The organism is Streptomyces sp. NPDC024698, from assembly GCF_055559015.1.
On record NZ_JBVHLK010000017.1, the window covers coordinates 127233 to 153278 of the forward strand.

27 protein-coding genes are annotated in these 26046 nt (G+C 71.0%); 10 read left to right on the forward strand and 17 right to left on the reverse strand.

Going from position 1 to position 26046, the window contains the following annotated elements:
- Positions 1-184: 184 nt before the first annotated feature.
- Positions 185-1609, reverse strand: a complete 1425-nt coding sequence (locus ACZ4AA_RS29315; RefSeq protein ID WP_467609406.1) for a hypothetical protein — start codon at positions 1607-1609, stop codon at positions 185-187.
- A 373-nt stretch (positions 1610-1982) separates the two neighbouring features.
- Between ACZ4AA_RS29315 and ACZ4AA_RS29320 the strand changes: the two genes are divergently transcribed.
- Positions 1983-3809 carry an endonuclease/exonuclease/phosphatase family protein gene (locus ACZ4AA_RS29320; protein ID WP_467609408.1) on the forward strand — a complete coding sequence of 609 codons (1827 nt, stop codon included), beginning with the start codon at positions 1983-1985 and terminating at the stop codon, positions 3807-3809.
- 61 nt (positions 3810-3870) lie between these two features.
- On the opposite strand, the gene ACZ4AA_RS29325 is transcribed toward ACZ4AA_RS29320, so the two are convergent.
- Together ACZ4AA_RS29325 and ACZ4AA_RS29330 are read right to left on the reverse strand one after the other, a co-directional pair.
- The gene (locus tag ACZ4AA_RS29325) at positions 3871-4602 is read right to left on the reverse strand and encodes an SRPBCC family protein (RefSeq protein WP_467609410.1); all 732 of its coding nucleotides are present in this window, start codon (positions 4600-4602) and stop codon (positions 3871-3873) included.
- 81 nt (positions 4603-4683) lie between these two features.
- On the reverse strand, positions 4684-5412 hold the full coding sequence (locus tag ACZ4AA_RS29330) for an ArsR/SmtB family transcription factor (RefSeq protein WP_467609412.1): 729 nt from the start codon (positions 5410-5412) through the stop codon (positions 4684-4686).
- A gap of 136 nt (positions 5413-5548) precedes the next feature.
- Here ACZ4AA_RS29330 and ACZ4AA_RS29335 point away from each other — a divergent pair, with 136 nt between their 5' ends.
- Together ACZ4AA_RS29335 and dapA are read left to right on the forward strand one after the other, a co-directional pair.
- Positions 5549-6733, forward strand: a complete 1185-nt coding sequence (locus ACZ4AA_RS29335) for a YihY/virulence factor BrkB family protein (protein ID WP_467609414.1) — start codon at positions 5549-5551, stop codon at positions 6731-6733.
- A gap of 166 nt (positions 6734-6899) precedes the next feature.
- Positions 6900-7883, forward strand: coding sequence for a 4-hydroxy-tetrahydrodipicolinate synthase (gene dapA / locus ACZ4AA_RS29340; RefSeq protein ID WP_467609416.1), 984 nt, complete (start codon positions 6900-6902; stop codon positions 7881-7883).
- Positions 7884-7921: 38 nt separating this feature from the next.
- Here the strand turns inward: dapA and ACZ4AA_RS29345 are convergent, their stop codons facing one another.
- Together ACZ4AA_RS29345 and ACZ4AA_RS29350 are read right to left on the reverse strand one after the other, a co-directional pair.
- On the reverse strand, positions 7922-9160 hold the full coding sequence (locus tag ACZ4AA_RS29345; protein WP_467609418.1) for a WD40 repeat domain-containing protein: 1239 nt from the start codon (positions 9158-9160) through the stop codon (positions 7922-7924).
- On the reverse strand, positions 9157-9726 hold the full coding sequence (locus tag ACZ4AA_RS29350) for a SigE family RNA polymerase sigma factor (RefSeq protein WP_467609420.1): 570 nt from the start codon (positions 9724-9726) through the stop codon (positions 9157-9159). The genes ACZ4AA_RS29345 and ACZ4AA_RS29350 overlap by 4 nt, the downstream gene beginning before the upstream one ends.
- Before the next feature lie 138 nt (positions 9727-9864).
- Here ACZ4AA_RS29350 and ACZ4AA_RS29355 point away from each other — a divergent pair, with 138 nt between their 5' ends.
- Positions 9865-10362 carry an HAD domain-containing protein gene (locus ACZ4AA_RS29355; protein ID WP_467609422.1) on the forward strand — a complete coding sequence of 166 codons (498 nt, stop codon included), beginning with the start codon at positions 9865-9867 and terminating at the stop codon, positions 10360-10362.
- 88 nt (positions 10363-10450) lie between these two features.
- On the opposite strand, the gene dapD is transcribed toward ACZ4AA_RS29355, so the two are convergent.
- From dapD to ACZ4AA_RS29370, 3 genes are all read right to left on the reverse strand, one after another.
- A complete protein-coding gene (gene dapD / locus ACZ4AA_RS29360) occupies positions 10451-11440 on the reverse strand; it encodes a 2,3,4,5-tetrahydropyridine-2,6-dicarboxylate N-succinyltransferase (protein WP_467609424.1) in 990 nt (329 codons plus the stop codon).
- Between the two features lie 116 nt (positions 11441-11556).
- Positions 11557-12120 (reverse strand): TetR/AcrR family transcriptional regulator, encoded by a 564-nt coding sequence (locus ACZ4AA_RS29365; RefSeq protein WP_467609426.1) that lies wholly within the window; start codon positions 12118-12120, stop codon positions 11557-11559.
- 31 nt (positions 12121-12151) lie between these two features.
- A complete protein-coding gene (locus ACZ4AA_RS29370) occupies positions 12152-12472 on the reverse strand; it encodes a DMT family transporter (RefSeq protein WP_326788478.1) in 321 nt (106 codons plus the stop codon).
- Between the two features lie 181 nt (positions 12473-12653).
- On the opposite strand from ACZ4AA_RS29370, the gene ACZ4AA_RS29375 reads away from it, so the two are divergent.
- A complete protein-coding gene (locus ACZ4AA_RS29375; protein WP_467609430.1) occupies positions 12654-13745 on the forward strand; it encodes a DUF7847 domain-containing protein in 1092 nt (363 codons plus the stop codon).
- Here the strand turns inward: ACZ4AA_RS29375 and ACZ4AA_RS29380 are convergent.
- Positions 13734-14099 carry a VOC family protein gene (locus tag ACZ4AA_RS29380; protein WP_467609433.1) on the reverse strand — a complete coding sequence of 122 codons (366 nt, stop codon included), beginning with the start codon at positions 14097-14099 and terminating at the stop codon, positions 13734-13736. The two genes, ACZ4AA_RS29375 and ACZ4AA_RS29380, sit on opposite strands and share 12 nt — an antisense overlap.
- Positions 14100-14486: 387 nt before the next feature.
- Between ACZ4AA_RS29380 and ACZ4AA_RS29385 the strand changes: the two genes are divergently transcribed.
- Complete coding sequence (locus ACZ4AA_RS29385; RefSeq protein WP_467609436.1) at positions 14487-15449, forward strand: AbfB domain-containing protein; 963 nt, start codon at positions 14487-14489, stop codon at positions 15447-15449.
- An 88-nt stretch (positions 15450-15537) separates the two neighbouring features.
- Here the strand turns inward: ACZ4AA_RS29385 and ACZ4AA_RS29390 are convergent, their stop codons facing one another.
- From ACZ4AA_RS29390 to ACZ4AA_RS29425, 8 genes are all read right to left on the reverse strand, one after another.
- The gene (locus ACZ4AA_RS29390) at positions 15538-15858 is read right to left on the reverse strand and encodes a metal-sulfur cluster assembly factor (protein ID WP_339135400.1); all 321 of its coding nucleotides are present in this window, start codon (positions 15856-15858) and stop codon (positions 15538-15540) included.
- A gap of 92 nt (positions 15859-15950) precedes the next feature.
- Positions 15951-16415: a Fe-S cluster assembly sulfur transfer protein SufU gene (gene sufU, locus ACZ4AA_RS29395; protein ID WP_451408222.1), complete on the reverse strand. Its 465-nt coding sequence runs from the start codon at positions 16413-16415 to the stop codon at positions 15951-15953.
- A gap of 16 nt (positions 16416-16431) precedes the next feature.
- Positions 16432-17688: a cysteine desulfurase gene (locus tag ACZ4AA_RS29400; RefSeq protein ID WP_467609438.1), complete on the reverse strand. Its 1257-nt coding sequence runs from the start codon at positions 17686-17688 to the stop codon at positions 16432-16434.
- On the reverse strand, positions 17685-18470 hold the full coding sequence (gene sufC / locus ACZ4AA_RS29405) for a Fe-S cluster assembly ATPase SufC (RefSeq protein WP_467609440.1): 786 nt from the start codon (positions 18468-18470) through the stop codon (positions 17685-17687). The genes ACZ4AA_RS29400 and sufC overlap by 4 nt, the downstream gene beginning before the upstream one ends.
- Before the next feature lie 8 nt (positions 18471-18478).
- Complete coding sequence (locus ACZ4AA_RS29410) at positions 18479-18802, reverse strand: bifunctional 3-phenylpropionate/cinnamic acid dioxygenase ferredoxin subunit (protein WP_467609442.1); 324 nt, start codon at positions 18800-18802, stop codon at positions 18479-18481.
- Positions 18802-19983 carry a Fe-S cluster assembly protein SufD gene (sufD, locus tag ACZ4AA_RS29415; RefSeq protein WP_467609444.1) on the reverse strand — a complete coding sequence of 394 codons (1182 nt, stop codon included), beginning with the start codon at positions 19981-19983 and terminating at the stop codon, positions 18802-18804. The genes ACZ4AA_RS29410 and sufD overlap by 1 nt, the downstream gene beginning before the upstream one ends.
- 63 nt (positions 19984-20046) lie before the next feature.
- Entirely contained in the window at positions 20047-21468 is a 1422-nt protein-coding gene (gene sufB / locus ACZ4AA_RS29420) for a Fe-S cluster assembly protein SufB (RefSeq protein ID WP_467609446.1), read from the reverse strand.
- Entirely contained in the window at positions 21465-22208 is a 744-nt protein-coding gene (locus ACZ4AA_RS29425; protein WP_467609448.1) for a helix-turn-helix transcriptional regulator, read from the reverse strand. Before ACZ4AA_RS29425 ends, sufB begins: the two co-directional genes overlap by 4 nt.
- 161 nt (positions 22209-22369) lie before the next feature.
- On the opposite strand from ACZ4AA_RS29425, the gene ACZ4AA_RS29430 reads away from it, so the two are divergent.
- The 4 genes from ACZ4AA_RS29430 to ACZ4AA_RS29445 are packed head-to-tail and all read left to right on the forward strand — an operon-like array spanning position 22370 to position 26024.
- On the forward strand, positions 22370-23212 hold the full coding sequence (locus tag ACZ4AA_RS29430) for an AAC(3) family N-acetyltransferase (protein ID WP_467609450.1): 843 nt from the start codon (positions 22370-22372) through the stop codon (positions 23210-23212).
- An 11-nt stretch (positions 23213-23223) separates the two neighbouring features.
- Positions 23224-24147, forward strand: a complete 924-nt coding sequence (locus ACZ4AA_RS29435; protein ID WP_467609452.1) for an ABC transporter ATP-binding protein — start codon at positions 23224-23226, stop codon at positions 24145-24147.
- Positions 24144-24959 carry an ABC transporter permease gene (locus tag ACZ4AA_RS29440; protein WP_467609454.1) on the forward strand — a complete coding sequence of 272 codons (816 nt, stop codon included), beginning with the start codon at positions 24144-24146 and terminating at the stop codon, positions 24957-24959. The genes ACZ4AA_RS29435 and ACZ4AA_RS29440 overlap by 4 nt, the downstream gene beginning before the upstream one ends.
- A gap of 57 nt (positions 24960-25016) precedes the next feature.
- Positions 25017-26024: a COX15/CtaA family protein gene (locus tag ACZ4AA_RS29445; RefSeq protein ID WP_467609456.1), complete on the forward strand. Its 1008-nt coding sequence runs from the start codon at positions 25017-25019 to the stop codon at positions 26022-26024.
- The last annotated feature ends 22 nt before the right edge of the window (positions 26025-26046 follow it).

A 26046-nucleotide genomic window follows, 5' to 3' on the forward strand; every position in this document is an offset into this window, starting at 1 on the left:
GCCCCCGTCTGAACGCGAGTTGAACGCGCGCCGACGTCCGGGGTCCCGCTTGCGTGAATCCACTCGACCGGCGCAGCGGAACACGACACTCCGGGCCCCGCCGCACCCCGCGCACCGCACCACCCCGCGCCGCCGAGCCCCGCACCAGGTCACCGTCCCCCGTCCGGGTCACCTCACCGGCGTGTCACGCTCCCTGCTGCGACCGGGCCTTGAACGCCGCCTTGCGGGCCTCCTTGGCCACCCGCTTGTCGGGGTGCAGCCGGCCCATGGCCTCCAGGACGTCCGGTGCGGCGGGGTGTTCGACCCGCCAGGCCATGTCGAAGAAGCCGCTGTGCTGCTCGGCCAGTCCCTCGACCAGGGCCTGGAGCTCGTCGGAGTTCCCCTCGGCGGCGAGCTGGGCCGCCACCGTGTCGATGGTGAGCCAGAAGACCATGGCCTCGGACGGCGGAGGCACATCGGGCGCGCCGCGCTCGGACAGCCAGACCCGGGCGAGACCGCCGAGTTCGGCGTCGTCCAGCACCTCGCGCAGCGCGGGCTCGGCGTCCGCGCCGACGAGTGCGAGGGCCTGCTGGCAGTGCAGACGGCGCAGCGGGGCACCCGGGTCGGCGCCGCGCGCCGCGGAAAGCAACTCCTGTGCGGCGGACAGTGGTTCACGCCGGGCTAGCCACTGCTCGATCTCGGCCTGCGCGGCGGTCGGCGGGAAACCGGCGGTGCCGTCCAGCAGCGTGTCCGCGCCCTTGTCGGTCAGCTCGCCCACCGCGGGGACGGTGAATCCGGCCTCGATGAGCCGGGCGCGCAGTCCGTACAGTCCGAGCGGCGTCAGGCGCACGACTCCGTACCGCGACACGTCCATGTCGTCGACGGGGGCGGGTTCCTCCGCGGTGTCCGCCATCAGCTCCTCGTCGACCGGCTGGAAGGCGACTAGTCCGATGGGCTCGAGCAGCCGGAACTGGTCGTCGAGCCGCATCATGGCGTCCGAGACCTGCTCCAGGACGTCGTTGGTGGGCTCTTGCATGTCGTCGGGCAGGATCACCGAGGCGGCGAGCGCGGGCAGCGGCACCGACACCCCTCCGAGCGCGTCCTCGCCGACGGTCAGCAGATACAGGTTGCCGAGCACCCCGTCGAGGAACTCGGACTCCGCCTCGGGGTCCCAGTCCAGCGCGGACAGGTCGATCTCGCCCTCCTCGTCCAGGGCGTCGACGAGTTCGCCGAGGTCGGGCACGCTCGCGTCGGCCAGGACGACGTCGAGCGCGCCGAGCCAGACGCCGAGGACGTCCTGCGGGGCGCCCGAGGTGAGCAGGGCGAGATCCTCGCCCGCGGTGACGGTGCCCTCCTCCTCGTCCACGATCTCGACGAGCCCGGTGTCGACGGCCACCCGCCAGGCCTCGGAGGCGAGGGCGGCCGCGTCGTCGCCGGACAGTCCGAGGACGCCGGCCGCCTCGGGAAGCTGTCCCTCGTCGAGTTCGCCCCCGGCGCCGACGCGGGTGGCGGGGCCTGCCCAACGGGCCAGCCGGGCGGCGCGCGAGAGCAGCGGCGCGGCGAGAGCGTCCCGCGCCAGCTGAGCCTCGGAATGCAGCCGCACGGGCGGCAGGGAAGAGCTGTCTGACATCGGCTGGGTTCTCCTCCGGACAACCACGACGGGCAGGGCGGGCGGGGCGGGCAAGGCGGGCGGAGCACGCGGCGGATCCCGACGGGGGCGCCGACGGGCCCGAGAGCCCGGAGGCGGACCGGGAGATCCGTGCCAACTGCTCAGCCTAGACGGATTTCCACCCATGCCGCCCGGTTCATGTGTCCGACAGGTCTCGTACACCACCGAAACCTTGACAACTCCCCTCGTCACACACGAGATTGACGCGCGTAGAAGTTCAACGGCCGTGAGGCCGAACCATCTCTACGCGCGTCACTGGCCCGCAAGCAGGGCGCGCTCCCCCCACCAGTCCACCCTCGTCCCGACGCTCATGAACGTCCCCGGAGGGATTCCCTTGCCGAGCAAGAGAACCGCGCGCATCGGCGCGCTGACCGTCGCCGCGGTCTGTTCCACCGTCTCCGCCGTCGTGCTCACCGCACCGGCCCAGGCGGACACCGTCCACATCCACGACATCCAGGGCACGACCCGGACCTCCCCCCTCGCGGGCACGAAGGTCACCGACGTGCCCGGCGTCGTCACCGGCGTGCGGACGTACGGTTCGTCCAAGGGTTTCTGGTACCAGGACCCCACGCCGGACGCCGACCCCGCCACCAGCGAGGGCGTCTTCGTCTTCACCAGCTCCGCGCCCAAGGTCGCCGTCGGCGACTCGGTCACGGTGACGGGCACGGTCTCCGAGTACGTCCCGGGTGGCGTCTCGACCGGAAACCAGTCGGTCACCGAGGTCACCAAGCCGACGGTCACCGTCGTCTCCAGCGGCAACGCCGTCCCGGCCGCCACGGTCGTCGACTCCCGTTCCGTGCCGGACGTCTACGCCCCGGCCGGCGACACCGCCGCGGCCGGTTCGGTCAACGCCCTCCCCCTGGAGCCGGCGAAGTACGCCCTGGACTACTACGAGTCCCTCGAGGGCATGAACGTCCAGGTCGCGAACACTCGCGTGGTCACCGCCACCGACAAGTACAGCGAGCTGTGGGTCACGGTGAAGGCTCACGAGCACGCCACGCGCCGCGGCGGCACGGTGTACGGCTCGTACACCTCGCAGAACACGGGACGCATACAGATCCAGTCGCTCGGCGCGACCGCCGACTTCCCGACCGCGAACGTCGGCGACAAGCTCACCAGTGTCACGGCGGGCCCGCTCGACTACAACCAGTTCGGCGGCTACACGCTGGTCGCCAACCAGCTGGGCACCCTTCAGAAGGGCGGCCTGGAGCGCGAGACGACGCGCAAGCAGGCGCGCGGCGAGCTGGCCGTGGCGACGTACAACGTCGAGAACCTGGACCCGGGCGACGGTACGTTCGCCGCGCACGCGTCCGCGATCGTGAACAACCTGAACTCGCCCGACATCGTGTCCCTGGAGGAGATCCAGGACAACAACGGCGCGACGGACGACGGCACGGTCGCCGCCGACCAGACGGTGAACAAGCTGATCGACGCGATCGTCGCGGCGGGCGGCCCGACGTACCAGTGGCGCTCCATCGACCCGGTCAACGACCTGGACGGCGGCGAGCCCGGCGGCAACATCCGCCAGGTCTTCCTGTTCAACCCCGAGCGGGTCTCGTTCACCGACCGCGCGGGCGGTGACTCGACGACCGCCGTCGGTGTCACGAAGGTGCACGGCAAGGCGCAGCTCACCGCGTCCCCCGGCCGCATCGACCCGGCGAACGACGCCTGGAAGAGCAGCCGCAAGCCGCTCGCGGGCGAGTTCGTCTTCCGCGGGCAGACGGTCTTCGTGATCGCCAACCACCTCAACTCCAAGGGTGGTGACCAGGGGTTGACCGCGCAGTACCAGCCCCCGGCCCGCAGCTCCGAGGTCCAGCGGCACGCCCAGGCGACCCTGGTGAACGCGTTCGTCAACGAGATCCTGAAGACGCAGAAGAACGCCGACGTCATCGCGCTCGGCGACATGAACGACTTCGAGTTCTCCGAGACCGCCAAGATCCTGGAGGGTCACGGCGAGCTCTGGTCGGCGATCAAGTCGCTGCCGAAGAACCAGCGTTACACGTACGACTACCAGGGCAACGCCCAGGTACTCGACCAGATCCTGGTCAGTCCCTCGATCCGCAAGGGCTGCGACCTGGACTACGACAGCGTGCACATCAACTCGGAGTTCTCCGACCAGATCAGTGACCACGACCCGCAGGTGCTGCGGTTCCGTCCGTAGTCCCCCGCAGGCGAAGAGCCCGGCCCCGTCGTCCGGGGGGCCGGGCTCTTCGCTGTCCGGGTCAGCCCGGGAAGACCTGGTCGAGCCAGCCCTTCCAGGCGGTCTCGTTGCCCTTGGCGTCGGCGTCGGGGGCGAAGTCGTGGATGCTCATGCCGACCGGCGCGCCCCAGCGGCCGCGCCCGAAGAAGCGGATGAGCGCGCCGTCGGTGCGCAGCCCGAGGAAGTACGGGTCGCGGTAGTCGAGCACGGCGTCGAAGTCCTCGCCGCCGGGGCCCGTGGCCACGATCCGCGCGCCCGCGGCGGTGCCGTCCGCGAGGCCGAGGGCCCGGCCGACGGCCGCGAAGGCGTCGGTGCCGGTGGACGCGCCGGGTCCGTTGAAGGTCGCGAAGGCCACCGGGCGGCCCGCGAAGTGGGTCACGTACTCGCGCAGGGTGTGCAGATAGAAGTCGGTGTGCTTGTCGGCGCCGTCGTACTGGTTGTCCCAGTCGTCGGTGAAGATACCGCTGTGCACGTACCGGACCCAGGAACTCCGGCCGTCGCCGCGGGCCTCGATGGTGTGGTCGATCTGGTTGAGGCTCTGCGTCGGGAACCCGACGTCCTCGGTGCGCACGGTCAGCCGGTGCGGCGGGTCCCAGGTGGTGATGACGCTGCCGAACGGGCCGGCCCCGCCCTCGCGCGCCTCGTACTCCATCGGCCACAGCCAGCCGCCGCTGCCGCTGGTGATCGCGTCCCACACCCGGGCGGGCGGGACGGCGACCTCGTACTCGCGGGCGACCTCGAATTCCTTGGACATGATGACGACTCCTGGATGATCAGTGGGTGGATGGGGCCCCCGCGAGGGCTCCCGAAGCCTCGGACCGGCTCCGGCTCCGGCTCAAGCCTCGACTTCGGCTTGGGTTTCGGCCCGGTCGAGCGCTTCGGGCCCGCCCCCGGCACCGGACGGCGCCACGGCTTCGAGCCCTGCCCCGACCTCAGCCTCGGCCTCGGCCTCGGGTTCGAGTTCGGCTTCGGCTTCGGCTTCGGGCTTGAGCGTGGGATGGACGGCGACGACGATCCGGTGCGGACGCCCGTCCTCCGCGTCCCCGTCGTGGTACTTGCGGATGAGCGCGCTCACCCCGGCCGTGAGCTCCTCGATGAACGCGGCCCGGTCGGCCGCCGACGCGAAGGTCACCTCACCGTCGAGCGCGTACGTCGCCAGCCGCTTGCGGGCCTTCGCGGCTCCGGTGAGAAGCGAGCCGACGTCCCGGACGAGCCGGGCACCGAGCGCGAGGAGCCAGCGGGCGGACAGCTGATCCCGGAAACGGTCCGGATCGGGCTGCACGGCGGCCAGCGCCTTCGGCGAGATGACGTACGACGCCGCGGTCGCGCGCATCATCCGCTCGGTGACGTTCCCCTTGCGTCGTTCGCCCGCGAGCTCGACCAGACCGTGCCGCTCCAGCGTCTTGAGGTGGTAGTTCACCTTCTGCCGGGGCAGGCCGACCTTTCCGGCCAGCATGGCGGCCGACGCGGGTCCTGCGGCCAGTTCGGCGAGCAGCCGGGCCCGTATGGGGTCCAGCGAGACGGCGGCGGCCTCGGCGTCCTCGATCACGGTCACGTCCAACATGACTCCAGGCTCTCACCGAACACTTTTATTGTCCAGACGGTTCGAATCGTCGGTGAATCGCGGGCGGACAGGTGTCCGCAAGCCCCCGGACGCCGCCGACGGGCTTCAGGAGCGGGATCCGGGCAACACGGCCGTCATGGACGAGAAGCGACCGGAATCGAAGCGGAGAGCTCTTCCGGACACGGGCGCGAACGCGGACAGGGACACGGACAGATCCACGAGCACGGCCGACGACGCGGCCGTCGGCCGATCCACGGCCGCCGACACCGAGACGGGTACGGGTTCGGGTACGGCGGGGCCGGCCGAGAAGGGCACCTCCGCCGGACTCCCCGCGCGAGCCTGGTGGCCCGTGGCCTGGCGCACGGCGAAGGAGTTCCGCGACGACGAACTCGCCGACCGGGCCGCGGCGTTGACCTACTACGGCGTGATGTCGCTGTTCCCCGCCCTGCTGGTGGTGGTCTCCGTGCTGGGTGTCATGGGCGAGCGCGTGACGAACCGGCTCCTGGAGAGCGTCGGGGACCTCGCGCCCGGCCCGGCCCGCGACATCCTGCGCGACGCGGTCTCCCAGCTGGGGCACAGCGGCGGTACGGGCGGGGTGCTGGCGATCGTCGGACTGCTCGCGGCGCTCTGGTCAGCGTCTGGGTACGTCGGCGCGTTCATCCGCGCGTCCAACGCGGTGTACGACCTGCCGGAGGGCCGTCCCGTCTGGAAGATCACGCCGCTGCGGCTCGCGCTCACGGTCGCGCTGATGCTGCTCCTCACCGGGAGCGCGGTCATCGTGGTGTTCACCGGGCCGCTGGCCGAGCGTGCCGGGTCCGCGTTCGGGCTGGGCGGCGCCGTGATCACGGCGTGGTCGATCGTCAAGTGGCCCGTCCTGCTGGTGTTCGTCGAGCTGATGATCGCGCTGCTGTACTGGGCGGCTCCCAACGTCTCCGGCCGGGGCTTCCGCTGGTCGAGTCCGGGCAGCGTCGTCGCCACCCTGATCTGGCTGACCGCGTCCGCGGGATTCGCCGTCTACGTCGCCGGCTACGGCTCGTACAACAAGACGTACGGCACGCTCGCGGGCGTCATCGTCTTCCTCGTCTGGCTCTGGCTCACCAACCTGGCCATCCTGCTGGGGCTGGAGTTCGACGCGGAGCTGGCCCGGCAGCGCGCCATCGCCCACGGCCGGCCGCCGACCGAGGAGCCGTACGTCGAACCACGCGACACCCGCGCGTGGCCTCCGCGGCTGCGGGCGTTGCGCGCGGCCCGGGAGAAGGTGGAGACGGGGATCGTGCCGCTGCGCGCGAAGCGCGGCGGGGACACCGCCGGACGGGTGTGACGTGCGGGCGGGGCCGCTCACGACGCGGTCCGGACCGCGATCGGCCCGTCACCCCTCCCGCTCGCGCCTCGCTCACCGCCACACCCAGGAATGCGTAGCACTCTTGGACGATATCTCGTAGAAAATTTAAGTGGAGCTTCACAGTGGGGTGGCCGACACTACGGGCATGACCGTTCCGAGGAGCACTCCCGCAACCGCTGTCCCGCCCGCCCCTCCCGCCGCGAGCACCGCGGCCGGGGCCCCGCCGACGCGAGCGCCCGCGCCCTTCGGCCGCGCCCTCTGCGCGATGGTCACGCCGTTCACGGAGTCGGGCACGCTGGACACCGAGGGCGCTCAGCGGCTCGCCGGACTGCTCGTGGCCGAGGGGTGCGACGGCCTGGTGCTCTCCGGGACGACGGGCGAGTCGCCCACCACGACCGACGCCGAGAAGGCCACGCTGGTGCGGGTGGTGCGGGAGGCCGTGGGCGACCGGGTCCCGGTCGTGGCGGGGGTGGGGACGGCCGACACCCGGCACACCGTGGAGCTGGCCGTCGCGACCGAGAAGGCGGGCGCGGACGGGCTGCTGGTGGTCGCGCCCTACTACAGCAGGCCTCCTCAGGACGCGGTCGAGGCGCACTTCCGGGAGATCGCGGACGCCTCGGGGCTGCCGCTCATGCTGTACGACATCCCGGGGCGCACCGGGACCCGGATCGAGCCGGAGACGATGATCCGGCTCGCGGCGCATCCGCGGATCGTGGCCGTGAAGGACTGCGCGTACGACCTGCTCGGTACGCAACAGGTTCTGGCCCGGACGGAGTTGGCGTACTACGCGGGCTGCGACGAGTACGTCCTCGCGCTGTACGCGATCGGTGCGGCCGGATACGTCAGTACCGTGTCCAATGTGGCGCCCCGTCAGTTCCGCGCGATTCTCGACGCGTTCGACTCCGGGGACACCGCCGGGGCGGCTCTCGCCCAGCGGCGGCTGATTCCGCTGGTGGAGTCGATGATGTCGGCCGGTCTGCCCGGCGCGGTCACGGCGAAGGCGCTGCTCGACTCGCTCGGACTGCCCGCCGGTCCGGTCCGCGCACCGCTGCGGCCCGCCGACCGGAAGACGGCCGACGGGCTGCTGGCGGTACTCGCCCAGGTCACGGGCACTGCCGCCCCGGCCTAGGCCCTGGCCCTGGCCCTGGCCGAGCGGACCGCGGGGGCTCAGCGCTCGGCGAAGAGGGGCTCCCAGCGCCCCACCGAGCCGTCGGTGCCCTTGAGGAAGCCGCTGAGCGGCACCTCCTTGTCGCTGCCGATGGTGACGAGCACCAGTCGGCTGTGGAACTCGTTCTTCTCGCCCGCGGCGATGTCCCAGGCGATCAGGGACCTGTCGTCGGCCCACGCGAGGAGCATCTGCCCACGGACCTCGGCCAGATGCTCGCCGGTACGCGGGTCGAGGATCCACGAGGAGGTGTGCCACTTCTCGCCCGCGAACTCCCCGGCGAGCCGGTTGCCGTCCGGCGAGAGGCCGGCCCCCATGGGCCAGGTGAGGTACCGCTCCGCGCCGGGCACGCTCACCTCCCGGCCGGACAGGTCGTAGAAGCGGTCGCCGGGTGTGACCGACTGGCGGCCCCAGACGGTCTTCCCGTCGCGGCAGAACGCGAAGTCCTGGCGGGCCTGGATCTCGTTGCCCTGGTCGTCCTGGACAATGCGCACGTCGGCCCAGGAGCCCTTGCCCGACGCCACGCCGAAGACGTAGAAGCCGGTGCGGGAGGGCTTCACCGACACGGGGATCCTGTCGATGTCGTCCATCTTGATCTGCCGGTCGGGATCATCGCTGTACGTCGTCGCCACGAGGCGCGTGCCGTCGTGCGAGAACTCAAGCCCGCCCACCGGGTGGTCGACCGGGAGCCACCGCTCGACCTTGCCGCTCGCGAGGTCGAGCAGCCCGATCCGGCGCGCGGGCAGGTGCCGCTCCAGCACGGCCACGGTCCGCAGGCCGGGGGCCACGGCGACCCACGACCACCGGGTGTCCTTCTCGTAGTGGCCGGACCTCGGGTCGAGCAGCCAGTAGGTACGCACCCTGACGCCCTTGTGGATGCCGTCGTGGGCGCTCCGCCAGTCGGTCTTCTGGGTGTAGTACGCGGCCAGCGCCGTTCTCCCGGCCGCGACCAGCGAGTGCACCGGTGACTGTGCCGGGTGCGCCGAGGGCGCCGGATGGGTGACGGCCGGCTTGGGATGCACCCCGCCCAGGGGCCGTACGTCGTGCCCGCCGGAGTCCAGGCCGGGCATCGCGATCGCGGCGGTGAGCACCGCGGCCGCGGCGACCGCGACGGACGCGATGCGCCGGGTCCGCCGGCGCCGGCGGACGGCGAACACCCGGTCGGCGAATCCCGGCGGAGTGCGCTGGTCGTCCTCGGACTGCTCGCGGAGCGTGTCGCGCAGAAGTTCTTCGACGTTCACCGGTGTACCTCCACGGGCGAGAAGTCACGGGCCGGCGGCCGGGGCTCGTTCCCCGCGCCGAGCGCGGCCAGTTCGGGGGCGAGGGTGCGCAGCCGGGCGAGCGAGCGGTGGGTCGTGGAGCGGACGGTTCCGACGGAGCAGCCGAGGAGGCGGGCCACCTCGCTCTCGGGCAGGTCCTCGAAGTAGCGCAGCACCAGCACGGTGCGCTGCCGAGCCGTGAGCCGGGCCAGCGCGCCCCGCATGACGACCCGCAGTTCGGCGGCCGACGAGGTGTCCGCGCCCTGGACCGCGCGGCCGGACCTCTCGGGCGGTTCGGCGACGCTCAGTTCCCTTCCGGGCCACTTCAGCCGCCAGCGGCTCACCTGCTGCCGGTACAGGATCCGCCGTACGTACGCCTCGGGTTCGTCGACGCGGTTCCAGCGGCCCGCCACCTTGATCAGCGCGTTCTGGAGCAGGTCCTCGGCCGCGTGCCGGTCTCCCCCGCTCAGCAGCACCGCCGTCTTCAGCAGTGCCGACGACCGGTTCGCCACGAAGTCCCGGAAGGTCTCATCCGCTTCGGCATCCATCGTCACCTTCTCGTCCCCGGTGGCCCCTTGTGACACACCCCTGTGCCCCTGGTGACGCGCGCCGCCACGCCACGCTATGCCTCCGGGCCGAGAAAAATTACGCCCGCTCCCGCCGCCGGTGTCCTCTACCGTGACCCGATGAGCCGACCCCTCCTGTTCCTCGACGTCGACGGCCCGCTCAATCCGTACGCGGCCCAGAAGGAACGCCGGCCCGCGGGGTACACGACGATCCGGGTCGCCCTGGAGCCCGGCCGTCCGCTGCGCGTCTGGCTCCACCCCGGCCACGGCCGCGCTCTCCTCGACCTCGGCTACGAGCTGTGCTGGGCCACCACGTGGATGGACGCCGCGAACCGCTGGATCGCACCCGTGATCGGCCTGCCCGAACTTCCCTGGGTCGACTTCACCGGCGCCCTCTTCGTGGAGCGCCCCGACGGGGTCCACTGGAAGACGGAACGCATCATGGCCCACGCCGAGGGCCGCCCGTTCGCCTGGGTGGACGACGAACAGAGTCCGGCCGACGACCTGTTCGTGGCCGCCCGCCACCCGGCCCCTGCGCTCCTGCGCCACGTCGACCCCCGACTCGGCCTGCGCGAGCCCGACTTCGAGGCACTGGCGGAGTTCGCGTCCCGGCGGTGAGACAGCGACGCCCCGTCCCGCTGCCGACAACTCGACGGCGGGCCGGGGCGTTCACCGCTCGGAGGCCCTACGCCGCGGCCCCCTGCGGTCAGTTGTGGCTGTGGAGGATCTCGTTCAGGCCGCCCCAGACCGCGTTGTTCGGGCGGGCCTCGACCGTGCCGGTGACCGAGTTGCGGCGGAAGAGGATGTTCGAAGCCCCGGACAGGTCACGGGCCTTGACGATCTCGCCGTCCGGCATCGTCACGCGCGTGCCGGCGGTGACGTACAGCCCGGCCTCGACCACGCACTCGTCGCCGAGCGCGATGCCGACGCCCGCCTCCGCGCCGACGAGGCAGCGCTCGCCGATGGTGATGCGGACGTTGCCGCCGCCCGAGAGGGTGCCCATGGTGGACGCGCCGCCGCCGATGTCCGAGCCGTCGCCGACGACGACACCGGCGGAGATGCGGCCCTCGACCATGGAGGTGCCGAGCGTGCCGGCGTTGAAGTTCACGAAGCCCTCGTGCATGACGGTCGTGCCCTCGGCGAGGTGCGCGCCGAGGCGGACCCGGTCGGCGTCCGCGATGCGGACGCCCTTGGGGGCGACGTAGTCCGTCATGCGCGGGAACTTGTCGACGGAGGTCACCTGGAGGTGCAGGCCCGCGGCGCGCGCGTTCAGCCGGACCTTCTCGACGTCGTCGACCGCGACCGGTCCGAGCGAGGTCCAGGCGACGTTGGTGAGCAGCCCGAACAGGCCGTCCAGGTTCTGGCCGTGCGGCTTGACCAGCCGGTGCGAGAGGAGGTGCAGGCGCAGGTAGGCATCGTGCGCGTCGAGCGGCTTGTCGTCCAGCGACGCGATGACCGTACGGACCGCGACCACCTCGACGCCCCGGCGGGCGTCGGGGCCGATGGCCTGCGCGGCGCCCTCGCCGAGCAGTTCCACGGCCCGCTCGGCGGACAGGCGCTCGGTGCCGGCGGGGCCGGGCTCTGCGGACAGTTCGGGGGCCGGGAACCAGGTGTCGAGAACGGTGCCGTCGGCGGTGAGGGTGGCGAGCCCGGCGGCGACGGCGCCGGTGGTACGAGAAGCAGTCGTGTCGGTCATGAGTGCAACCTAACTTGGCGGGGGCCGCGCGGGCGAACCGGTGCGCGGGGCGTCTCGCCGGACGGGCACCGGGTCACCTCGCCGGACCACCCGGCCGGCCGCGGGACCCGGTCGGATCACCGCGGCGAGGCGTCCGCCGCGCCCCGCAGGATCCGGCCCAACACCTCGCGCGCGTACCCCTCGTCGTACGACGTCCCCGTGAGCAGCACCTGGAGGCAGATCCCGTCCAGCAGGGCGACGAGCGCCCGCGCGGTGACCGCGTCCGTGCGGCGGGTCAGCGGTCCGACGAGGCTGTCGATCCACTCGGCGGCCACCGGGCGCAGCGCGGGCCTGCGGAGGGCGGCGAGGTAGAGCTCGTACTCCAGCTCCACGCCCGTGGGGTCGCCGGCCAGCCATTCGCCCATCAGCCCGGCGAGTTCGGCTGCCAGGTCCGTGCGGGTGTCCTCCAGGGTGCCGCGGGCGGCGAGCACCTCGGCGAAGCCCTCGTTGGCCTGGCGGAGGGCCGCGACCATGAGTTCGTCGAGGGTCTTGAAGTGGTACGTGGTGGAGCCGAGCGGCACATCGGCCTCGGCCGCGACGGAGCGATGGCCGAGGCCCGCGATGCCCTTGGCGCCGACGACCCGGATCGCCGCGTCGATGATCCGCTGGCGCCGCCCGGGGTCGTACCGCCGCGCCGTCACGGTCCCCCGCCCGGGGTGCCGGGCCGGGCCATCAGTGCGCCCCGCCCAGGTTCAGCAGGACGACTCCACCGATGATCAGCACGATTCCGGCGGCCTTCGCGGCCGTGAGTCCCTCGCCGAGGAAGAGCATGCCGATCGCGGCGATGGCCGCGGTGCCGACGCCGGCCCAGATCGCGTAGGCCGTGCCGACCGAGACGGTCTTCAGGGTCTGCGCCAGCAGAGCGAAGGCGACGACGTATCCGAGGACGGTCAGCAGGGACGGCCACAGCCTGCTGAAACCCTCCGTGTACTTCATCGCGGTGGTCGCGCCGACCTCCGCCGCGATGGCACCGGCGAGCAGTACGTATCCCATATGTACGACTGTACACATCGCGTCCCCCGGACAGGAACAGACGTGTGGATCCGATGAACGCGACCGGCGGCGTACGGATCCCGTATATGCCGTGGGCACCACCCGCCCCAGCGGATATCGTTCGCGATCACAGGGGGCCGGAGTCGAACAGACTCCCTAGGACATATGGAGCGCGAGAGGCATGTCGGACAGTTCTGGGTGGGGACCGTACGGGCCGTCGGGACCGTACGGGGGCGCTCCGGGCGGCTGGGGCTGGATGCCACCCCCACCGCCCAGGCCGGGTGTGATCCCGCTGGCCCCGCTCGGCGTGGACCACATCCTCGGCGGCGCCTTCGTCACGATGCGCCGTTACGCGAAGCCGTTGTTCGGGCTCACCTTCGTGGGCGTCGCGATCCTGGCGGCCCTGACCCTGGGCCTCGACTACGTCGCCTATCTCTCGGTGAGGACACAGCTGCACCGGATGACCTCGGCGCCCGGGTCCGCCGACTGGGCCGATCTGCGCGCGGTCCTCATCGCGTTCAGCGGCGTGTGGGCCGTGGGCACGGTGCTCTCCCTGTTCGCGAGCTCCTTCATCCAGGCCTCGTCCGCGGCGACCCTGCACGACGCCGTGCTCGGACGCCGGGCCCCGGCCGGGGCCGTGTGGAGGCGCGCCTGGTCACGCACCCCGTCCGTGCTCGGGGTGACGCTGCTGCTGGTCCTGGTCGTGGCGGTACCGGTGCTTGTCCTCGTCGGGCTGTTCTGGCTGGCGGCCGCGAGCGACGACCCGTTCGCGGTGCTCGGCCTCGTCCCCCTGCTCCTGCTGCTCGCGGTACCCCTCATGGTCTGGCTGTTCGTCCGGTTCAGCTTCGCCCCGGCCGCCGCCGTCCTGGAAGGGGCGTCCCCGGTGACGGCGATGCGCCGGTCGGCGCGGCTGGTCCGCGGCGCGTGGTGGCGCACGTTCGGCATCCTGCTGCTGGCCGGCCTGATCACGTTCATCGTCTCCCTGGTGGTCGATCTGCCGTTCCAGTTCGCGATGCCGGCCCCGCAGCCGTACGACCTCTCGTCGGCGCGGGAACCCGTGAGCGTGACCGAGATCTACGCCCGGATGCTGCCCGCCATGGGGCGTTCCCTGGTGTTCTCGACGATCGCGGGCATCTTCGTCCAGCTCTTCTCCCTGGTCTTCATGCCGCTGGTGGGCAGCCTGCTGTACATCGACCAGCGCATCCGCAGGGAGGGGCTGGCGGACGTGCTGACGCGCGCGTCCGCCGGGGAGCGGCCCGGCTCAGTCGAGTAGGGACTTCTTCGGCCGCAGCACACAGAACTCGTTGCCCTCGGGATCGGCGAGGACGGTCCAGGTGACGTCCTCGCCCTGCCCCACGTCGGCCCGGCGCGCCCCGAGGGCGAGGATCCGCTCGACCTCGGCCTCCCGGTCGTCCGGTGCGAGATCGATGTGCAGCCGGTTGTTGACGGTCTTGCGCTCACCCGCCGGGACGAAGCAGATTCCGGGGAGCGCGTGCGCGTCGGCGCCGATGACGATCTCGTCGTCGTCCTCGAACAGCACCTGCCAGTCGAGGACTTGGCACCAGAAGCGGGCGAGGGCCGGCAGGTCGTGGGCGTCGACGACCAGTTGGTAGAAAGAGACAGCCATGAACGGCAGTCTCCCCCGGCGACGAACGCTCCGCCACCGCGTCCGACACACCTCGCGCGCCCGGCCCGCCCTCGGGCACACGCCACCTGCCGCGCCACCAGGCGCCCCCTGTCGGCCGCCGGGGCGCTCCCCCACGAAGCCCCCAGCGCTCAGCTGACTCTCCTCCCTGCCCAACTCCCGTATCTCTGTGGTCGATTGCCCGAAAAGAACCGCTGGTAAATACCTGCACCGCCGCGGGAAACGACTGCTCGGCAGTCACCGGCTCCACTACTGTTTCACCAGCCGCACACCGGGCCTCCATGATCACCCCGCTTCGCGCGCCGCGCGCACCCTCCGCCTTTCGCTTCACCCCTTCACGCGCTCGCCCTCCCCCGCTTAGGAACGCGCATGCCAGAAGTGACGCCGGGATCCGGTCCCGACGGATCCACCTCCTCCAGGGAGATCGTTCCCTGGCGCCCCACCGCGCACGGCGCCCCCTACCCGGTGTCCGCCGGCCTCGTTCCGGTGTCGCCGAGGCCCTGGGAGGCCGTCGGCGCGGACGACGAGGGCCGGATGCCGGGAACGCGGCGGCTCTGGCTGGCCGGCGGGCTCGCGGTGGCCGTCACCATCGCCGCCATCGCCGTGATCTCCGTACAGGCACGCCCTTCCGACGCCTCGTCACATCAGGCGGGCAACAGGACCACGGCCGACACGGCGAACCCCTTCCTTCCCGGCGCCCCCGTCGCGGCGACGGGTGCGACGACGGCCCCGGCCGGCAAGAACGCCCTGTCCTCACCGGGGAGTTCACCCTCGGCGTCACCGGATTCCTCGACGCCGAGCTCCGTGTCCCCGAAGCCGTCCGACCAGGGGTCGGGCGGCCGATCCGCCTCCGGGAAGCCGGCGCCCGCCGCGTCCGGCACCGCTTCCGGACCCCGGACGTCCTCGGGGCTGACATCGGTCCGGTCGGTCAACTACCCGGACCGGTACTGGCATCTGAGCGGCGGTCAGGTCCGGCTCGACCCGGTGAGCCCGTCCAGCACGGCCTCGACCCGGCGGGCCGCCAGCTTCACGATGGTTCCGGGACTGGCGAGGTCCTCCTGCTACTCCTTCGCCACCACCGACGGCTCCTATCTGCGCCACCGCGACTTCGTCCTGCGCGCGGACCGCGACGACGGCTCCGCCCTCTTCCGCGAGGACGCCACCTTCTGCCCCCGTACGGCCTCCCGCTCGGACGCCGTCATGCTGGAATCGGTCAACTACCCGGGCCGTTTCCTGCGCCACCGCGACTTCCAGCTCGTCCTGGGGCGTCACGAGCGCGGCCGGCTCTACGGGCAGGACTCGGCGTTCCGGCTGGTGCGGGGCCTGGCCTGAGTTCCGGGGCGACAGCGCGTAAGGGGCGGCACCCGAAGGTGCCGCCCCTTACGCGGTACTCAGGGGCCAAGGCCCCGGAGCGAGACGATCAGACGTTGAAGCCGAGCGCGCGAAGCTGCTCGCGGCCGTCGTCCGTGATCTTGTCCGGGCCCCACGGCGGCATCCAGACCCAGTTGATGCGCAGCTCGTTGACGAGGCCGTCCGTCGCGGACTTGGCCTGGTCCTCGATGACGTCGGTGAGCGGACAGGCCGCGGACGTCAGGGTCATGTCGATCGTCGCGATGTTCGCGTCGTCGATGTGAATGCCGTAGATGAGGCCGAGGTTGACGACGTCGATGCCGAGCTCGGGGTCGACGACGTCGTAGAGGGCCTCGCGGACCTCCTCCTCCGAAGCGGGCTTGGTCGTCAGGCCCCCGGCCGGTGCCGCGGCGGCCTCGGCGGGCGCGACCGCGGACTCCTCCGACGTCACGGCGGTCTCGTCCGATGTCACAGTGTTCTCGCTCATGCCGTCTTCCTCTCGGCGCTCTCGCCCAGGGCCTGGGCTGTCGCGTCCTTCCACGCCATCCAGCTGAGGAGGGCGCACTTGACCCGGGCCGGGTACTTGGAGACACCGGCGAACGCGACCGCGTCCTCCAGCACCTCCTCCATCGCGTCGTCGGGCTCGATCCGGCCCTTGGACTGCATCAGTTCCAGGAAGGTCTCCTGGATCTTCTGCGCGTCGGACACGTCCTTGCCGACCAGGAGGTCGTTCAGTACGGAGGCGGAGGCCTGGCTGATCGAGCAGCCCTGGCCCTCGTACGAGATGTCCTCGATCCGATCGCCGTCGTACTTCACCCGCAGGGTGATCTCGTCACCGCACGTGGGATTGACGTGGTGCACCTCGGCGTCGCCGTCCCTCAGACCGCGCCCGTGCGGGTGCTTGTAGTGGTCCAGGATGACTTCCTGGTACATCGAATCCAGCTTCACGTTCCCAGCCAGCCCCTCAGCCGAAGAAGTTCCGTACATGCTCCAGGCCGTCGACCAGAGCGTCGATCTCGGACGGCGTGGAGTACAGATAGAACGACGCCCGCGTGGTCGCGGGAATTCCGTACCGCAGGCAGACCGGACGGGCACAGTGGTGGCCGACCCGGACCGCGATGCCCTGTTCGTCCAGAACCTGGCCCACGTCGTGCGGGTGGATGTCGCCCAGCGTGAACGAGATCGCCGCGCCGCGGTCCTCCGCCGTGCTGGGGCCGATGATCCTCAGGTCGGGGACCTCCGTGAGCCGCTTCACCGCGTACTCGGTGAGCGCGTGCTCGTGGGCGAGGATCTTGTCCATGCCGATGGCCGACAGATAGTCGATCGCCGCGCCGAGTCCGACCGCCTGCGCGATCGGGGGCGTGCCCGCCTCGAACTTGTGCGGGGCCGGAGCGTACGTCGACGAGTGCATCGACACGGTCTCGATCATCTCGCCGCCGCCGAGGAACGGCGGGAGGTCCTCCAGGAGTTCCTGGCGGCCCCACAGGACGCCGATGCCCGTCGGGCCGCACATCTTGTGACCGGTGAAGGCCACGAAGTCGGCCTGGAGGGCCTGCACGTCGAGCGGCATGTGCGGCGCGGCCTGGGACGCGTCGATCAGGACCAGGGCGCCGACCTCCTGGGCGCGGCGCACTATCGCCTCGACCGGGTTCACGGTGCCCAGGATGTTCGACACCAGCACGAAGGAGACGATCTTCGTCTTCTCCGTGATGATCTCGTCGATGTTCGACAGGTCGAGACGGCCGTCGTCGGTGAGGCCGAACCACTTCAGCTTCGCGCCGGTGCGCTGCGCGAGCAGCTGCCACGGAACGATGTTGGAGTGGTGCTCCATCTCCGTGATGACGATCTCGGTCTCGTGGTCGACCCGGTAGGGCTCGTCGGCCCAGCCGAGCATGTTGGCCACGAGGTTGAGCGACTCGGAGGCGTTCTTGGTGAAGATCACCTCGTCGCGGCTCGGCGCGTTGATGAACGCGGCGACCTTGTCGCGCGCGCCCTCGTACAGCGCCGTGGCCTCCTCGGCGAGCACATGCACACCGCGGTGGACGTTGGCGTTGTAGCGCTCGTAGTACTCGTTCAGGGCGTCCAGGACCTGGCGCGGCTTCTGCGAGGTCGCCGCGTTGTCCAGGTATACGAGCTTCTTGCCGTCGTGGATCTGGCGATCCAGGATGGGGAAGTCCTTGCGGATCGCCTCGGTGTCGAGGAGGCCCGGCAGCTGCGTCACGCGGATACGCCACCCTTCGTGTCGACTGCGTCGTGCTTCGCGTAAGCCTCGTAGCCCTCGTTCTCCAGCTTGTCGGCGAGCTCGGCGCCGCCGGACTCGACGATGCGGCCGCCGGAGAAGACGTGGACGAAGTCGGGCTTGATGTAGCGCAGGATGCGCGTGTAGTGCGTGATGAGCAGGGTGCCCACCTCGCCGGTCTCGCGGACGCGGTTGACGCCCTCGGAGACGACGCGCAGGGCGTCGACGTCCAGACCGGAGTCGGTCTCGTCGAGGATCGCCATCTTCGGCTTGAGCAGTTCGAGCTGAAGGATCTCGTGGCGCTTCTTCTCACCGCCGGAGAAGCCCTCGTTGACGTTGCGCTCGGCGAAGGAGGGGTCCATGGAGAGGCGCTCCATGGTCTCCTTGACCTCCTTGACCCACGTACGCAGCTTGGGTGCCTCGCCGCGGACGGCGGTGGCGGAGGTGCGCAGGAAGTTGGAGACCGAGACGCCGGGGATCTCGACCGGGTACTGCATCGCGAGGAACAGGCCGGCGCGGGCGCGCTCGTCGACGGACATCGCGAGGACGTCCTCGCCGTCGAGGGTGACGGTGCCGCCGGTGATCGTGTACTTGGGGTGGCCCGCGAGCGAGTAGGCGAGGGTCGACTTGCCGGAGCCGTTGGGGCCCATGATGGCGTGCGTCTCGCCCTGCTTCACGGTCAGGTCGACGCCCTTGAGGATCTCCTTCGTGGCGTTGTCGGCCTCGACGGTGACGTGCAGGTCGTGGATTTCAAGCGTTGCCATGGGTTGCCTCAGGACTCCTGGTTGAGGGAGACGAGCACGTCGTCCCCTTCGATCTGAACGGGATATACGGGGACGGGGCGCGTCGCGGGAAGGCCGGACGGCTTGCCGGTGCGGAGGTCGAACGCGGAGCCGTGCAGCCAGCATTCGATCTGACAGTCCTCCACCTCGCCCTCGGAGAGCGAGACGTTCGCGTGCGAGCAGATGTCGTTGATCGCGAACACCTCCCCCTCGGTCTTCACGACCGAGACCGGCGTGCCGTCGAGTTCCACCCGCTTCGGGGTGTCCTCCTCCAGCTCGCTCAGCCCACAGACGCGCACGAAGGAGCCGGGCATCAGAGCGACGCCTCCAGCTCCTCGTCGATCTTCACGAGAAGGCGCTCTTCGATGTCGTCGACACCGATCTGCTGGACCAGCTCGGCGAAGAAGCCGCGGACCACCAGACGGCGGGCCTCGTCGGCCGGGATGCCGCGGGCCATCAGGTAGAAGAGCTGCTCGTCGTCGAAGCGGCCGGTCGCGGAGGCGTGGCCGGCGCCGACGATCTCACCGGTCTCGATCTCCAGGTTCGGCACGGAGTCGACGCGGGCGCCGTCGGTCAGAACCAGGTTGCGGTTCATCTCGTAGGTGTCCGTGCCCTCGGCCTTGGCCTCGATGAGGACGTCGCCGATCCAGACCGCGTGCGCCCCCTCGCCCTGCAACGCGCCCTTGTACATGACGTTGGACTTGCAGTGCGGGGTGTTGTGGTCGACCAGGAGGCGGTGCTCCTGGTGCTGACCGGCGTCCGTGAAGTACAGGCCGAACAGCTCGGCCTCGCCGCCGGTGCCCGCGTACGCGACACGGGGGTGGAGGCGTACGACGTCGCCGCCGAAGGTGACCACGAAGGACTTGAAGGTGGCGTCGCGGCCGATCAGCGCGTTGTGCTGGCCGACGTGGACGGCCGTGTCGTCCCAGTCCTGGACGGAGACGACGGTCAGCTTGGCGCCGTCACCGAGGACGAAGTCGACGTTGGCGGCGAGGACCGCGTCACCGGTGTGGTCGATGACGACGACGGCCTCGGCGAAGGCTCCCAGCTCGACGACCTGGTGGCCGTAGGCGACACCGCCCTCGCCGTGCACGGCGATCCGGATGGGCTCGGTGAGCACCGTCTCCTTGGGGACGGTGACGACACCGGCCTTCTCGAACGCGGAGAACGCCTGGGCGGCGACACGGTCCACCGGGGTACCGGCGCGGCCGATCCGGGCGTCGTCGCGCGCGACCGTCTCGACGGAGACGCCCTCGGGGGCGTGCACGTCGACCCGTACGCCCTCGCCGGTCGCGACGGCGGTGCCGTCGTGCAGCCCGCGCAGGCGCTCCAGTGGGGTGAACCGCCACTCCTCCTCGCGGCCGTGGGGGACGGGGAAGTCCGCCACGTCGAAGGACGGGGGCGCGCTCATGCGCGTGGCGACGGTCGACTCGGCGGCCACCGCGATCTGGCCCGCGGTGGTCGAGCCGCCGGGGATGTTCTGAGCCTCAGCCATGGCTGTCGGTCTGCTCTCTTTCCTGCGTCAGAAGTTCGCTAGCTGCTGGTGCGGAGGCCGGGGTCAGCCGACCGCGCCCTCCATCTGGAGCTCGATCAGCCGGTTGAGCTCGAGGGCGTACTCCATGGGCAGTTCCTTGGCGATCGGCTCGACGAAGCCGCGCACGATCATGGCCATCGCCTCGAACTCGGTCAGACCGCGGCTCATCAGGTAGAAGAGCTGGTCCTCGGAGACCTTGGAGACGGTCGCCTCGTGGCCCATGGACACGTCGTCCTCGCGGACGTCCACGTAGGGGTAGGTGTCCGAACGGGAGATGGTGTCGACGAGCAGCGCGTCGCACAGGACGTTCGACTTGGAGCCGTGGGCGCCCTCGCCGATCTCGACGAGACCGCGGTAGGACGTACGGCCGCCACCGCGCGCCACCGACTTCGACACGATGTTCGAGGAGGTGTTCGGCGCCATGTGGACCATCTTGGAGCCGGCGTCCTGGTGCTGGCCCTCGCCCGCGAAGGCGATGGACAGGGTCTCGCCCTTGGCGTGCTCGCCCATCAGGTAGACGGCCGGGTACTTCATCGTGACCTTGGAGCCGATGTTGCCGTCGATCCACTCCATGGTCGCGCCCTCGTACGCCACGGCGCGCTTGGTGACCAGGTTGTAGACGTTGTTCGACCAGTTCTGGATCGTCGTGTAGCGGCAGCGGCCGCCCTTCTTCACGATGATCTCGACCACGGCGGAGTGCAGGGAGTCCGAGGAGTAGATCGGCGCCGTGCAGCCCTCGACGTAGTGCACGTAGGCGCCCTCGTCGACGATGATCAGGGTCCGCTCGAACTGGCCCATGTTCTCCGTGTTGATACGGAAGTAGGCCTGGAGCGGGATCTCGACGTGCACGCCCTTCGGCACGTAGATGAACGAGCCGCCGGACCACACTGCGGAGTTCAGCGACGCGAACTTGTTGTCGCCCACCGGGATGACGGTGCCGAAGTACTCCTTGAAGAGCTCCGGGTGCTCCTTCAGCGCCGTGTCGGTGTCCATGAAGATGACACCCTGCGCCTCGAGCTCTTCGTTGATCTGGTGGTAGACGACCTCGGACTCGTACTGGGCCGCGACACCGGCGACGAGGCGCTGCTTCTCCGCCTCGGGGATGCCGAGCTTGTCGTACGTGTTCTTGATGTCCTCGGGCAGGTCCTCCCAGGACTCCGCCTGCTTCTCCGTGGAACGCACGAAGTACTTGATGTTGTCGAAGTCGATGCCCGACAGGTCGGAACCCCAGTTGGGCATGGGCTTCTTCTCGAAGAGGCGCAGGCCCTTGAGACGGAGCTTGGTCATCCACTCCGGCTCGTTCTTCTTCGAGGAGATGTCACGGACGACGTCCTCGTTGATGCCGCGCTTGGCAGAGGCGCCGGCCGTGTCGGAGTCGGCCCAGCCGTATTCGTACTTGCCCAGGCCCTCGAGTTCGGGGTGGGCAGTCTCCGTGGGGAGCGTCATGCGGGGTTCCTCCCGGCCGTGCTTGCGGATGCGTTCTGAGTGTCGTGCGAGATCTTGGGGATGTATGTCGTGCACACCCCGTCGCCGTGGGCGATGGTGGCCAGTCGCTGCACATGCGTGCCGAGCAGCTGGGAGAAGAACTCCGTCTCCGCCTCGCAGAGCTGCGGGAAGCGCTCGGCGACATGCGCGACCGGGCAGTGGTGCTGGCAGAGCTGCTCGCCGACCGGTGCGCTGCGCGCCGTGGCAGCGTACCCGTCCGCGCTCAGGGCCTTCGCCAGGGCTTCCGTGCGCTCCTCGGGGGTCGCGGCCTCTATGGCCTCGCGGTACGCCCCGGCCTGCGCGGCGATCCGGGCGCGGGCGAAGGAGAGGATCGCCTCGTCCCCGCCCTCGCGCTCGGCGATCCAGCGCAGGGCGTCCTCGGCGAGCTTGTCGTAGGACTGGTCGAAGGCGTCGCGGCCGCAGTCGGTCAGGGCGAACACCTTGGCGGGGCGGCCGCGCGTGCGCGCTCCGTAGACCCGCTGCTCACGGGCCTCCACGACGTCGTCGGCGGCCAGCGCGTCCAGATGACGGCGTACGGCGGCGTGGGTCAGGCCCAGTCGGCCCGCCAGGTCGGCGACGGTCGACGGGCCGTGGTCCAGGATGGAGCGCACGACCCGGTTGCGCGTCGAGCGCTCACCGGTCGCGAGTTCCTCCTGCGGGGCCCCCGCGGGGGTCTCCCGAGCCTCGCCAACGTTTTTCACAACACCATTGTTGCGTAATTCCTCAGGGCCTGACAAGCCGCGCCCTCCAGGGCGGGCGGTGCGCTGTGTCACTTAGGTATACCTAAGGTGACCTGGGGAAACGATCTTTGATCGATCAATTCGGTGGCACGCGGGCACTCTCTGGGGGAAACTCCCGGACCATGTCGACACCCCCTCCGACCGGCCCGCTCGTCACCCGGGACACCCTCACGGCGGATCTGCGCGCGCTCGGCGTCCGAGCGGGGGAAACGCTTCTCGCGCACTCCTCGCTGAGCGCCCTCGGCTGGGTCAACGGCGGCCCCGTGGCCGTCGTGCAGGGACTGCTCGACGCCCTGGGTCCGCACGGCACCCTGGTGGTCCCGACCCAGTCGGGCGACCTCTCCGACCCCGCGCTGTGGGCCCGCCCGCCGGTCCCCGAGGAGTGGTGGCCGGCGATCCGGGCGACCATGCCCGCCTACGACCCCCGCGTGACGCCCTCCCGCGGGGTCGGCGTGATACCCGAGACGGTCCGCAACTGGCCCGGCGCCCTGCGCAGCGACCACCCGGAGACCTCGTTCGCGGCCGTGGGCCCGGCCGCGGCGGCGATCGTCGGCGGGCACGCGACCGACTGCCGGCTGGGCGAGAGGAGTCCGCTGGCCCGGCTCGAGGCCCGTGGCGCTCGCGTCCTGCTGCTCGGCGCGGGCTACGGCACCTGCACCAGCTTCCACCTGGCCGAGTACCGCGTCGACTCGCCGATCGTGCAGGTCGGACGGCCGTCCCCCAGCGGCTGGCAGACGGTGCGGGAGGTGTCGATCACCTCCGAGATGTTCGAGGAGCTGGGCTCCGACTTCGAGCGGGACCGTCCCGTCGTACGGGGCACCGTGGGAGCCGCCCGGGCTCGGCTCTTCCCGGTGGCCGACGCGGTGGCGTACGCGCAGCGGTGGCTGCCGGTGCACCGGCCGCGGGACCTGGCCGTGCGGACCGCCGCCGCCCCCGGCGGTTCCGGGCCGCCGCGTCGTCCCTAGACTTGCTCCTCATGCGAAGCGAGCCCGTGGTCCAGGTCCAGGCCCTGGTGAAGCGGTACGGCACGAAGACCGCGGTGAACGGCCTCGACCTGGTGGCCGCGGCGGGCATCACCGCCGTACTGGGACCCAACGGCGCGGGCAAGACGACGACCGTCGAGACCTGCGAGGGATACCGGAAGCCGGACTCCGGCACGGTGCGTGTCCTGGGCCTCGACCCGGCGAGACAGTCCGGTGAGCTGCACACCCGCATCGGCGTGATGCTCCAGTCCGGCGGCGTCTACTCGGGCGCCCGCGCGGACGAGATGCTCCGTCATGTGGCGAAGCTGCACGCGGACCCCCTGGACGTGGACGCGCTCATCGAACGGCTCGGCCTGGGCGGCTGCGGCCGCACCACCTACCGGCGGCTCTCGGGCGGCCAGCAGCAGCGCCTCGCGCTCGCCATGGCGGTCGTCGGCCGTCCCGAGCTGGTCTTCCTGGACGAGCCGACCGCCGGTCTCGACCCGCAGGCCCGCCACGCCACCTGGGCCCTGGTCCGCGACCTGCGGTCCGACGGGGTCTCGGTGATCCTCACCACGCACCACATGGACGAGGCCGAGCAGCTCGCCGACGACGTCGCGATCATCGACGCGGGCCGGGTCGTCGCCCAGGGCTCCCCCGAGGAGCTGTGCCGCGGCGGCGCCGAGAACACCCTGCGCTTCACCGGCCGCCCGGGACTCGACGTGGGTTCCCTGCTGAAGGCCCTGCCCACGGACTCCACGGCGGCCGAGCTGACGCCCGGGTCCTACCGGGTCGGCGGCACCGTCGACCCACAGCTGCTGGCGACCGTGACGTCCTGGTGCGCCCAGCACGGTGTGATGCCGGAGAAGATCTCGGTCGAACGCCACACCCTGGAGGACGTCTTCTTGGAACTGACCGGCAAGGAGCTGCGTTCATGAGCCAGGCACAGCTTGGAGCCGACCGGCAAGGAGCCGCGTCCGTGACCACCTCCGGCACGTACACCCCGAAGCCGGGCGCCGCCCCGCTGCCCCGCATGATCCGCGCGCAGGCCGCGCTGGAGACGCGGATGCTGCTGCGCAACGGCGAACAGCTGCTGCTGACGGTGGTGATCCCGACGCTGCTGCTGGTGCTGTTCAGCTCGGCCGACATCATCGACACGGGCCCGGGCGAGGCGGTCGACTTCCTGGCGCCGGGCATCCTGGCGCTGGCCGTGATGTCGACGGCGTTCACCGGCCAGGCCATCGCCACCGGCTTCGAGCGCCGCTACGGCGTCCTGAAGCGGCTGGCCGCCTCGCCGCTCCCGCGCTGGGGCCTGATGACCGCCAAGACCGCGTCGGTCCTGGTGACCGAGATCCTCCAGGTGATCCTGCTCACCGCGATCGCCTTCGCGCTGGGCTGGTCGCCGCACGGCAACCCGCTCGCCGTGCTGCTCCTGCTGATCCTCGGCACGGCCGCGTTCTCCGGACTCGGCCTGCTCATGGCGGGCACGCTCAAGGCCGAGGCGACGCTGGCCGCCGCCAACCTCGTCTTCCTGCTGTTCCTGGTCGGCGGCGGGGTGATCGTGCCGATGGACAAGTTCCCCGCGGGCGCCCAGGACGTCCTGGGTCTGCTGCCCATCTCGGCGCTCTCGGACGGCCTGCGGGCGGTGCTCCAGCACGGTGACGCGATGCCGTGGGGCGACCTGGGTGTCCTGGCGGTCTGGGCGGTCGTGGGTCTGGGCGCGGCGGGCCGGTTCTTCCGCTGGGAGTGAGCGGGTCCCCGCTCCCGGGGCGACCCTCGTGAAAGCGTGCACAAGCGGGCCCCTACGATGGTGCGCGTGCAGAACCTGACCCGAGCCGACGCCATCAGCGCGGTGCGCAACCCGCTCGCCTTCATCGCCGAACGCTGGACCCCGGCCTCCCGGACGGTGCGGCGCGCGGCCCTCGCCGCGCTCGTCATGTCGGTCGTGATCGTGGTGACCGGCGGTGCCGTGCGGCTCACCGGCTCCGGACTCGGCTGCCCGACCTGGCCCAAGTGCACCGACGACTCGCTGACCGCGACGAGCGCGATGGGCTTCCACGGCGCCATCGAGTTCGGCAACCGCATGCTGACGTACGTGCTGTGCGCCGCCGTCGGCTGGGCCATCGTCGCGGCACGCTCGCAGAAGCCGTGGCGGCGTGGTCTGACCCGGCTCGGCTGGGCCCAGTTCTGGATCGTCATGAGCAACGCGATCCTCGGCGGGATCGTCGTCCTGGTCGGCCTGAACCCGTACACGGTCGCCGCCCACTTCCTGCTCTCCACGGCGCTCATCACGGTGGCCGCGCTCATGTGGCAGCGCACCCGCGAGGGTGACGCGGCCCCGCGTCCGCTCGTCGGCAAGTCGGTGCAGCAGCTCGTGTGGTTCCTGGTGGTGGCCGCGGTCCTGCTGATCGCGCTCGGCACGGTCGTCACCGGTGCCGGACCGCACGCGGGTGACTCCAGCGAGGTCGAGCGCATCCCCGTCGGCTGGGAGAACATCGCCAAGCTGCACGCCGTGCTGGCCTGGATCGTCGTCACGCTGACCTTCGCCCTCTGGTTCGTCCTGAAGGCGGTGGACGCCCCCCAGGGTCCGTTGCGGCGCACCCGCGACCTGTTCCTGATCCTGCTGTCCCAGGGCGTCATCGGCTACGTGCAGTACTTCACCGACCTGCCCGAGGCCCTGGTCGCCCTCCACATGCTCGGCTCCTGCCTGGTGTGGATCGGTGTGCTGCGGGTCCTGCTGGCCCTGCGCGAGCGCCCGGAAACCGTGGCGGACCTGCCCGGTCCCGCGACCGCGTCGGCCCTCACGCGCGCGTAGGCGCACCGGAGTGCCTCCCGGG

Bases quoted from the DNA above. Each gene is read 5' to 3' on its own strand.
- ACZ4AA_RS29385 (WP_467609436.1), top strand. From the start codon at position 14,487: ATGCCAGAAGTGACGCCGGGATCCGGTCCCGACGGATCCACCTCCTCC.
- ACZ4AA_RS29445 (WP_467609456.1), top strand. From the start codon at position 25,017: ATGGTGCGCGTGCAGAACCTGACCCGAGCCGACGCCATCAGCGCGGTG.
- ACZ4AA_RS29435 (WP_467609452.1), top strand. From the start codon at position 23,224: ATGCGAAGCGAGCCCGTGGTCCAGGTCCAGGCCCTGGTGAAGCGGTAC.
- ACZ4AA_RS29440 (WP_467609454.1), top strand. From the start codon at position 24,144: ATGAGCCAGGCACAGCTTGGAGCCGACCGGCAAGGAGCCGCGTCCGTG.
- ACZ4AA_RS29375 (WP_467609430.1), top strand. From the start codon at position 12,654: ATGTCGGACAGTTCTGGGTGGGGACCGTACGGGCCGTCGGGACCGTAC.
- ACZ4AA_RS29325 (WP_467609410.1), bottom strand. From the start codon at position 4,602: ATGTCCAAGGAATTCGAGGTCGCCCGCGAGTACGAGGTCGCCGTCCCG.
- ACZ4AA_RS29315 (WP_467609406.1), bottom strand. From the start codon at position 1,609: ATGTCAGACAGCTCTTCCCTGCCGCCCGTGCGGCTGCATTCCGAGGCT.
- sufC (WP_467609440.1), bottom strand. From the start codon at position 18,470: ATGGCAACGCTTGAAATCCACGACCTGCACGTCACCGTCGAGGCCGAC.
- ACZ4AA_RS29410 (WP_467609442.1), bottom strand. From the start codon at position 18,802: ATGCCCGGCTCCTTCGTGCGCGTCTGTGGGCTGAGCGAGCTGGAGGAG.
- sufB (WP_467609446.1), bottom strand. From the start codon at position 21,468: ATGACGCTCCCCACGGAGACTGCCCACCCCGAACTCGAGGGCCTGGGC.
- ACZ4AA_RS29355 (WP_467609422.1), top strand. From the start codon at position 9,865: ATGAGCCGACCCCTCCTGTTCCTCGACGTCGACGGCCCGCTCAATCCG.
- ACZ4AA_RS29335 (WP_467609414.1), top strand. From the start codon at position 5,549: ATGGACGAGAAGCGACCGGAATCGAAGCGGAGAGCTCTTCCGGACACG.
- sufD (WP_467609444.1), bottom strand. From the start codon at position 19,983: ATGGCTGAGGCTCAGAACATCCCCGGCGGCTCGACCACCGCGGGCCAG.
- ACZ4AA_RS29430 (WP_467609450.1), top strand. From the start codon at position 22,370: ATGTCGACACCCCCTCCGACCGGCCCGCTCGTCACCCGGGACACCCTC.
- ACZ4AA_RS29370 (WP_326788478.1), bottom strand. From the start codon at position 12,472: ATGGGATACGTACTGCTCGCCGGTGCCATCGCGGCGGAGGTCGGCGCG.
- ACZ4AA_RS29380 (WP_467609433.1), bottom strand. From the start codon at position 14,099: ATGGCTGTCTCTTTCTACCAACTGGTCGTCGACGCCCACGACCTGCCG.
- dapA (WP_467609416.1), top strand. From the start codon at position 6,900: ATGACCGTTCCGAGGAGCACTCCCGCAACCGCTGTCCCGCCCGCCCCT.
- ACZ4AA_RS29330 (WP_467609412.1), bottom strand. From the start codon at position 5,412: ATGTTGGACGTGACCGTGATCGAGGACGCCGAGGCCGCCGCCGTCTCG.
- ACZ4AA_RS29350 (WP_467609420.1), bottom strand. From the start codon at position 9,726: ATGGATGCCGAAGCGGATGAGACCTTCCGGGACTTCGTGGCGAACCGG.
- dapD (WP_467609424.1), bottom strand. From the start codon at position 11,440: ATGACCGACACGACTGCTTCTCGTACCACCGGCGCCGTCGCCGCCGGG.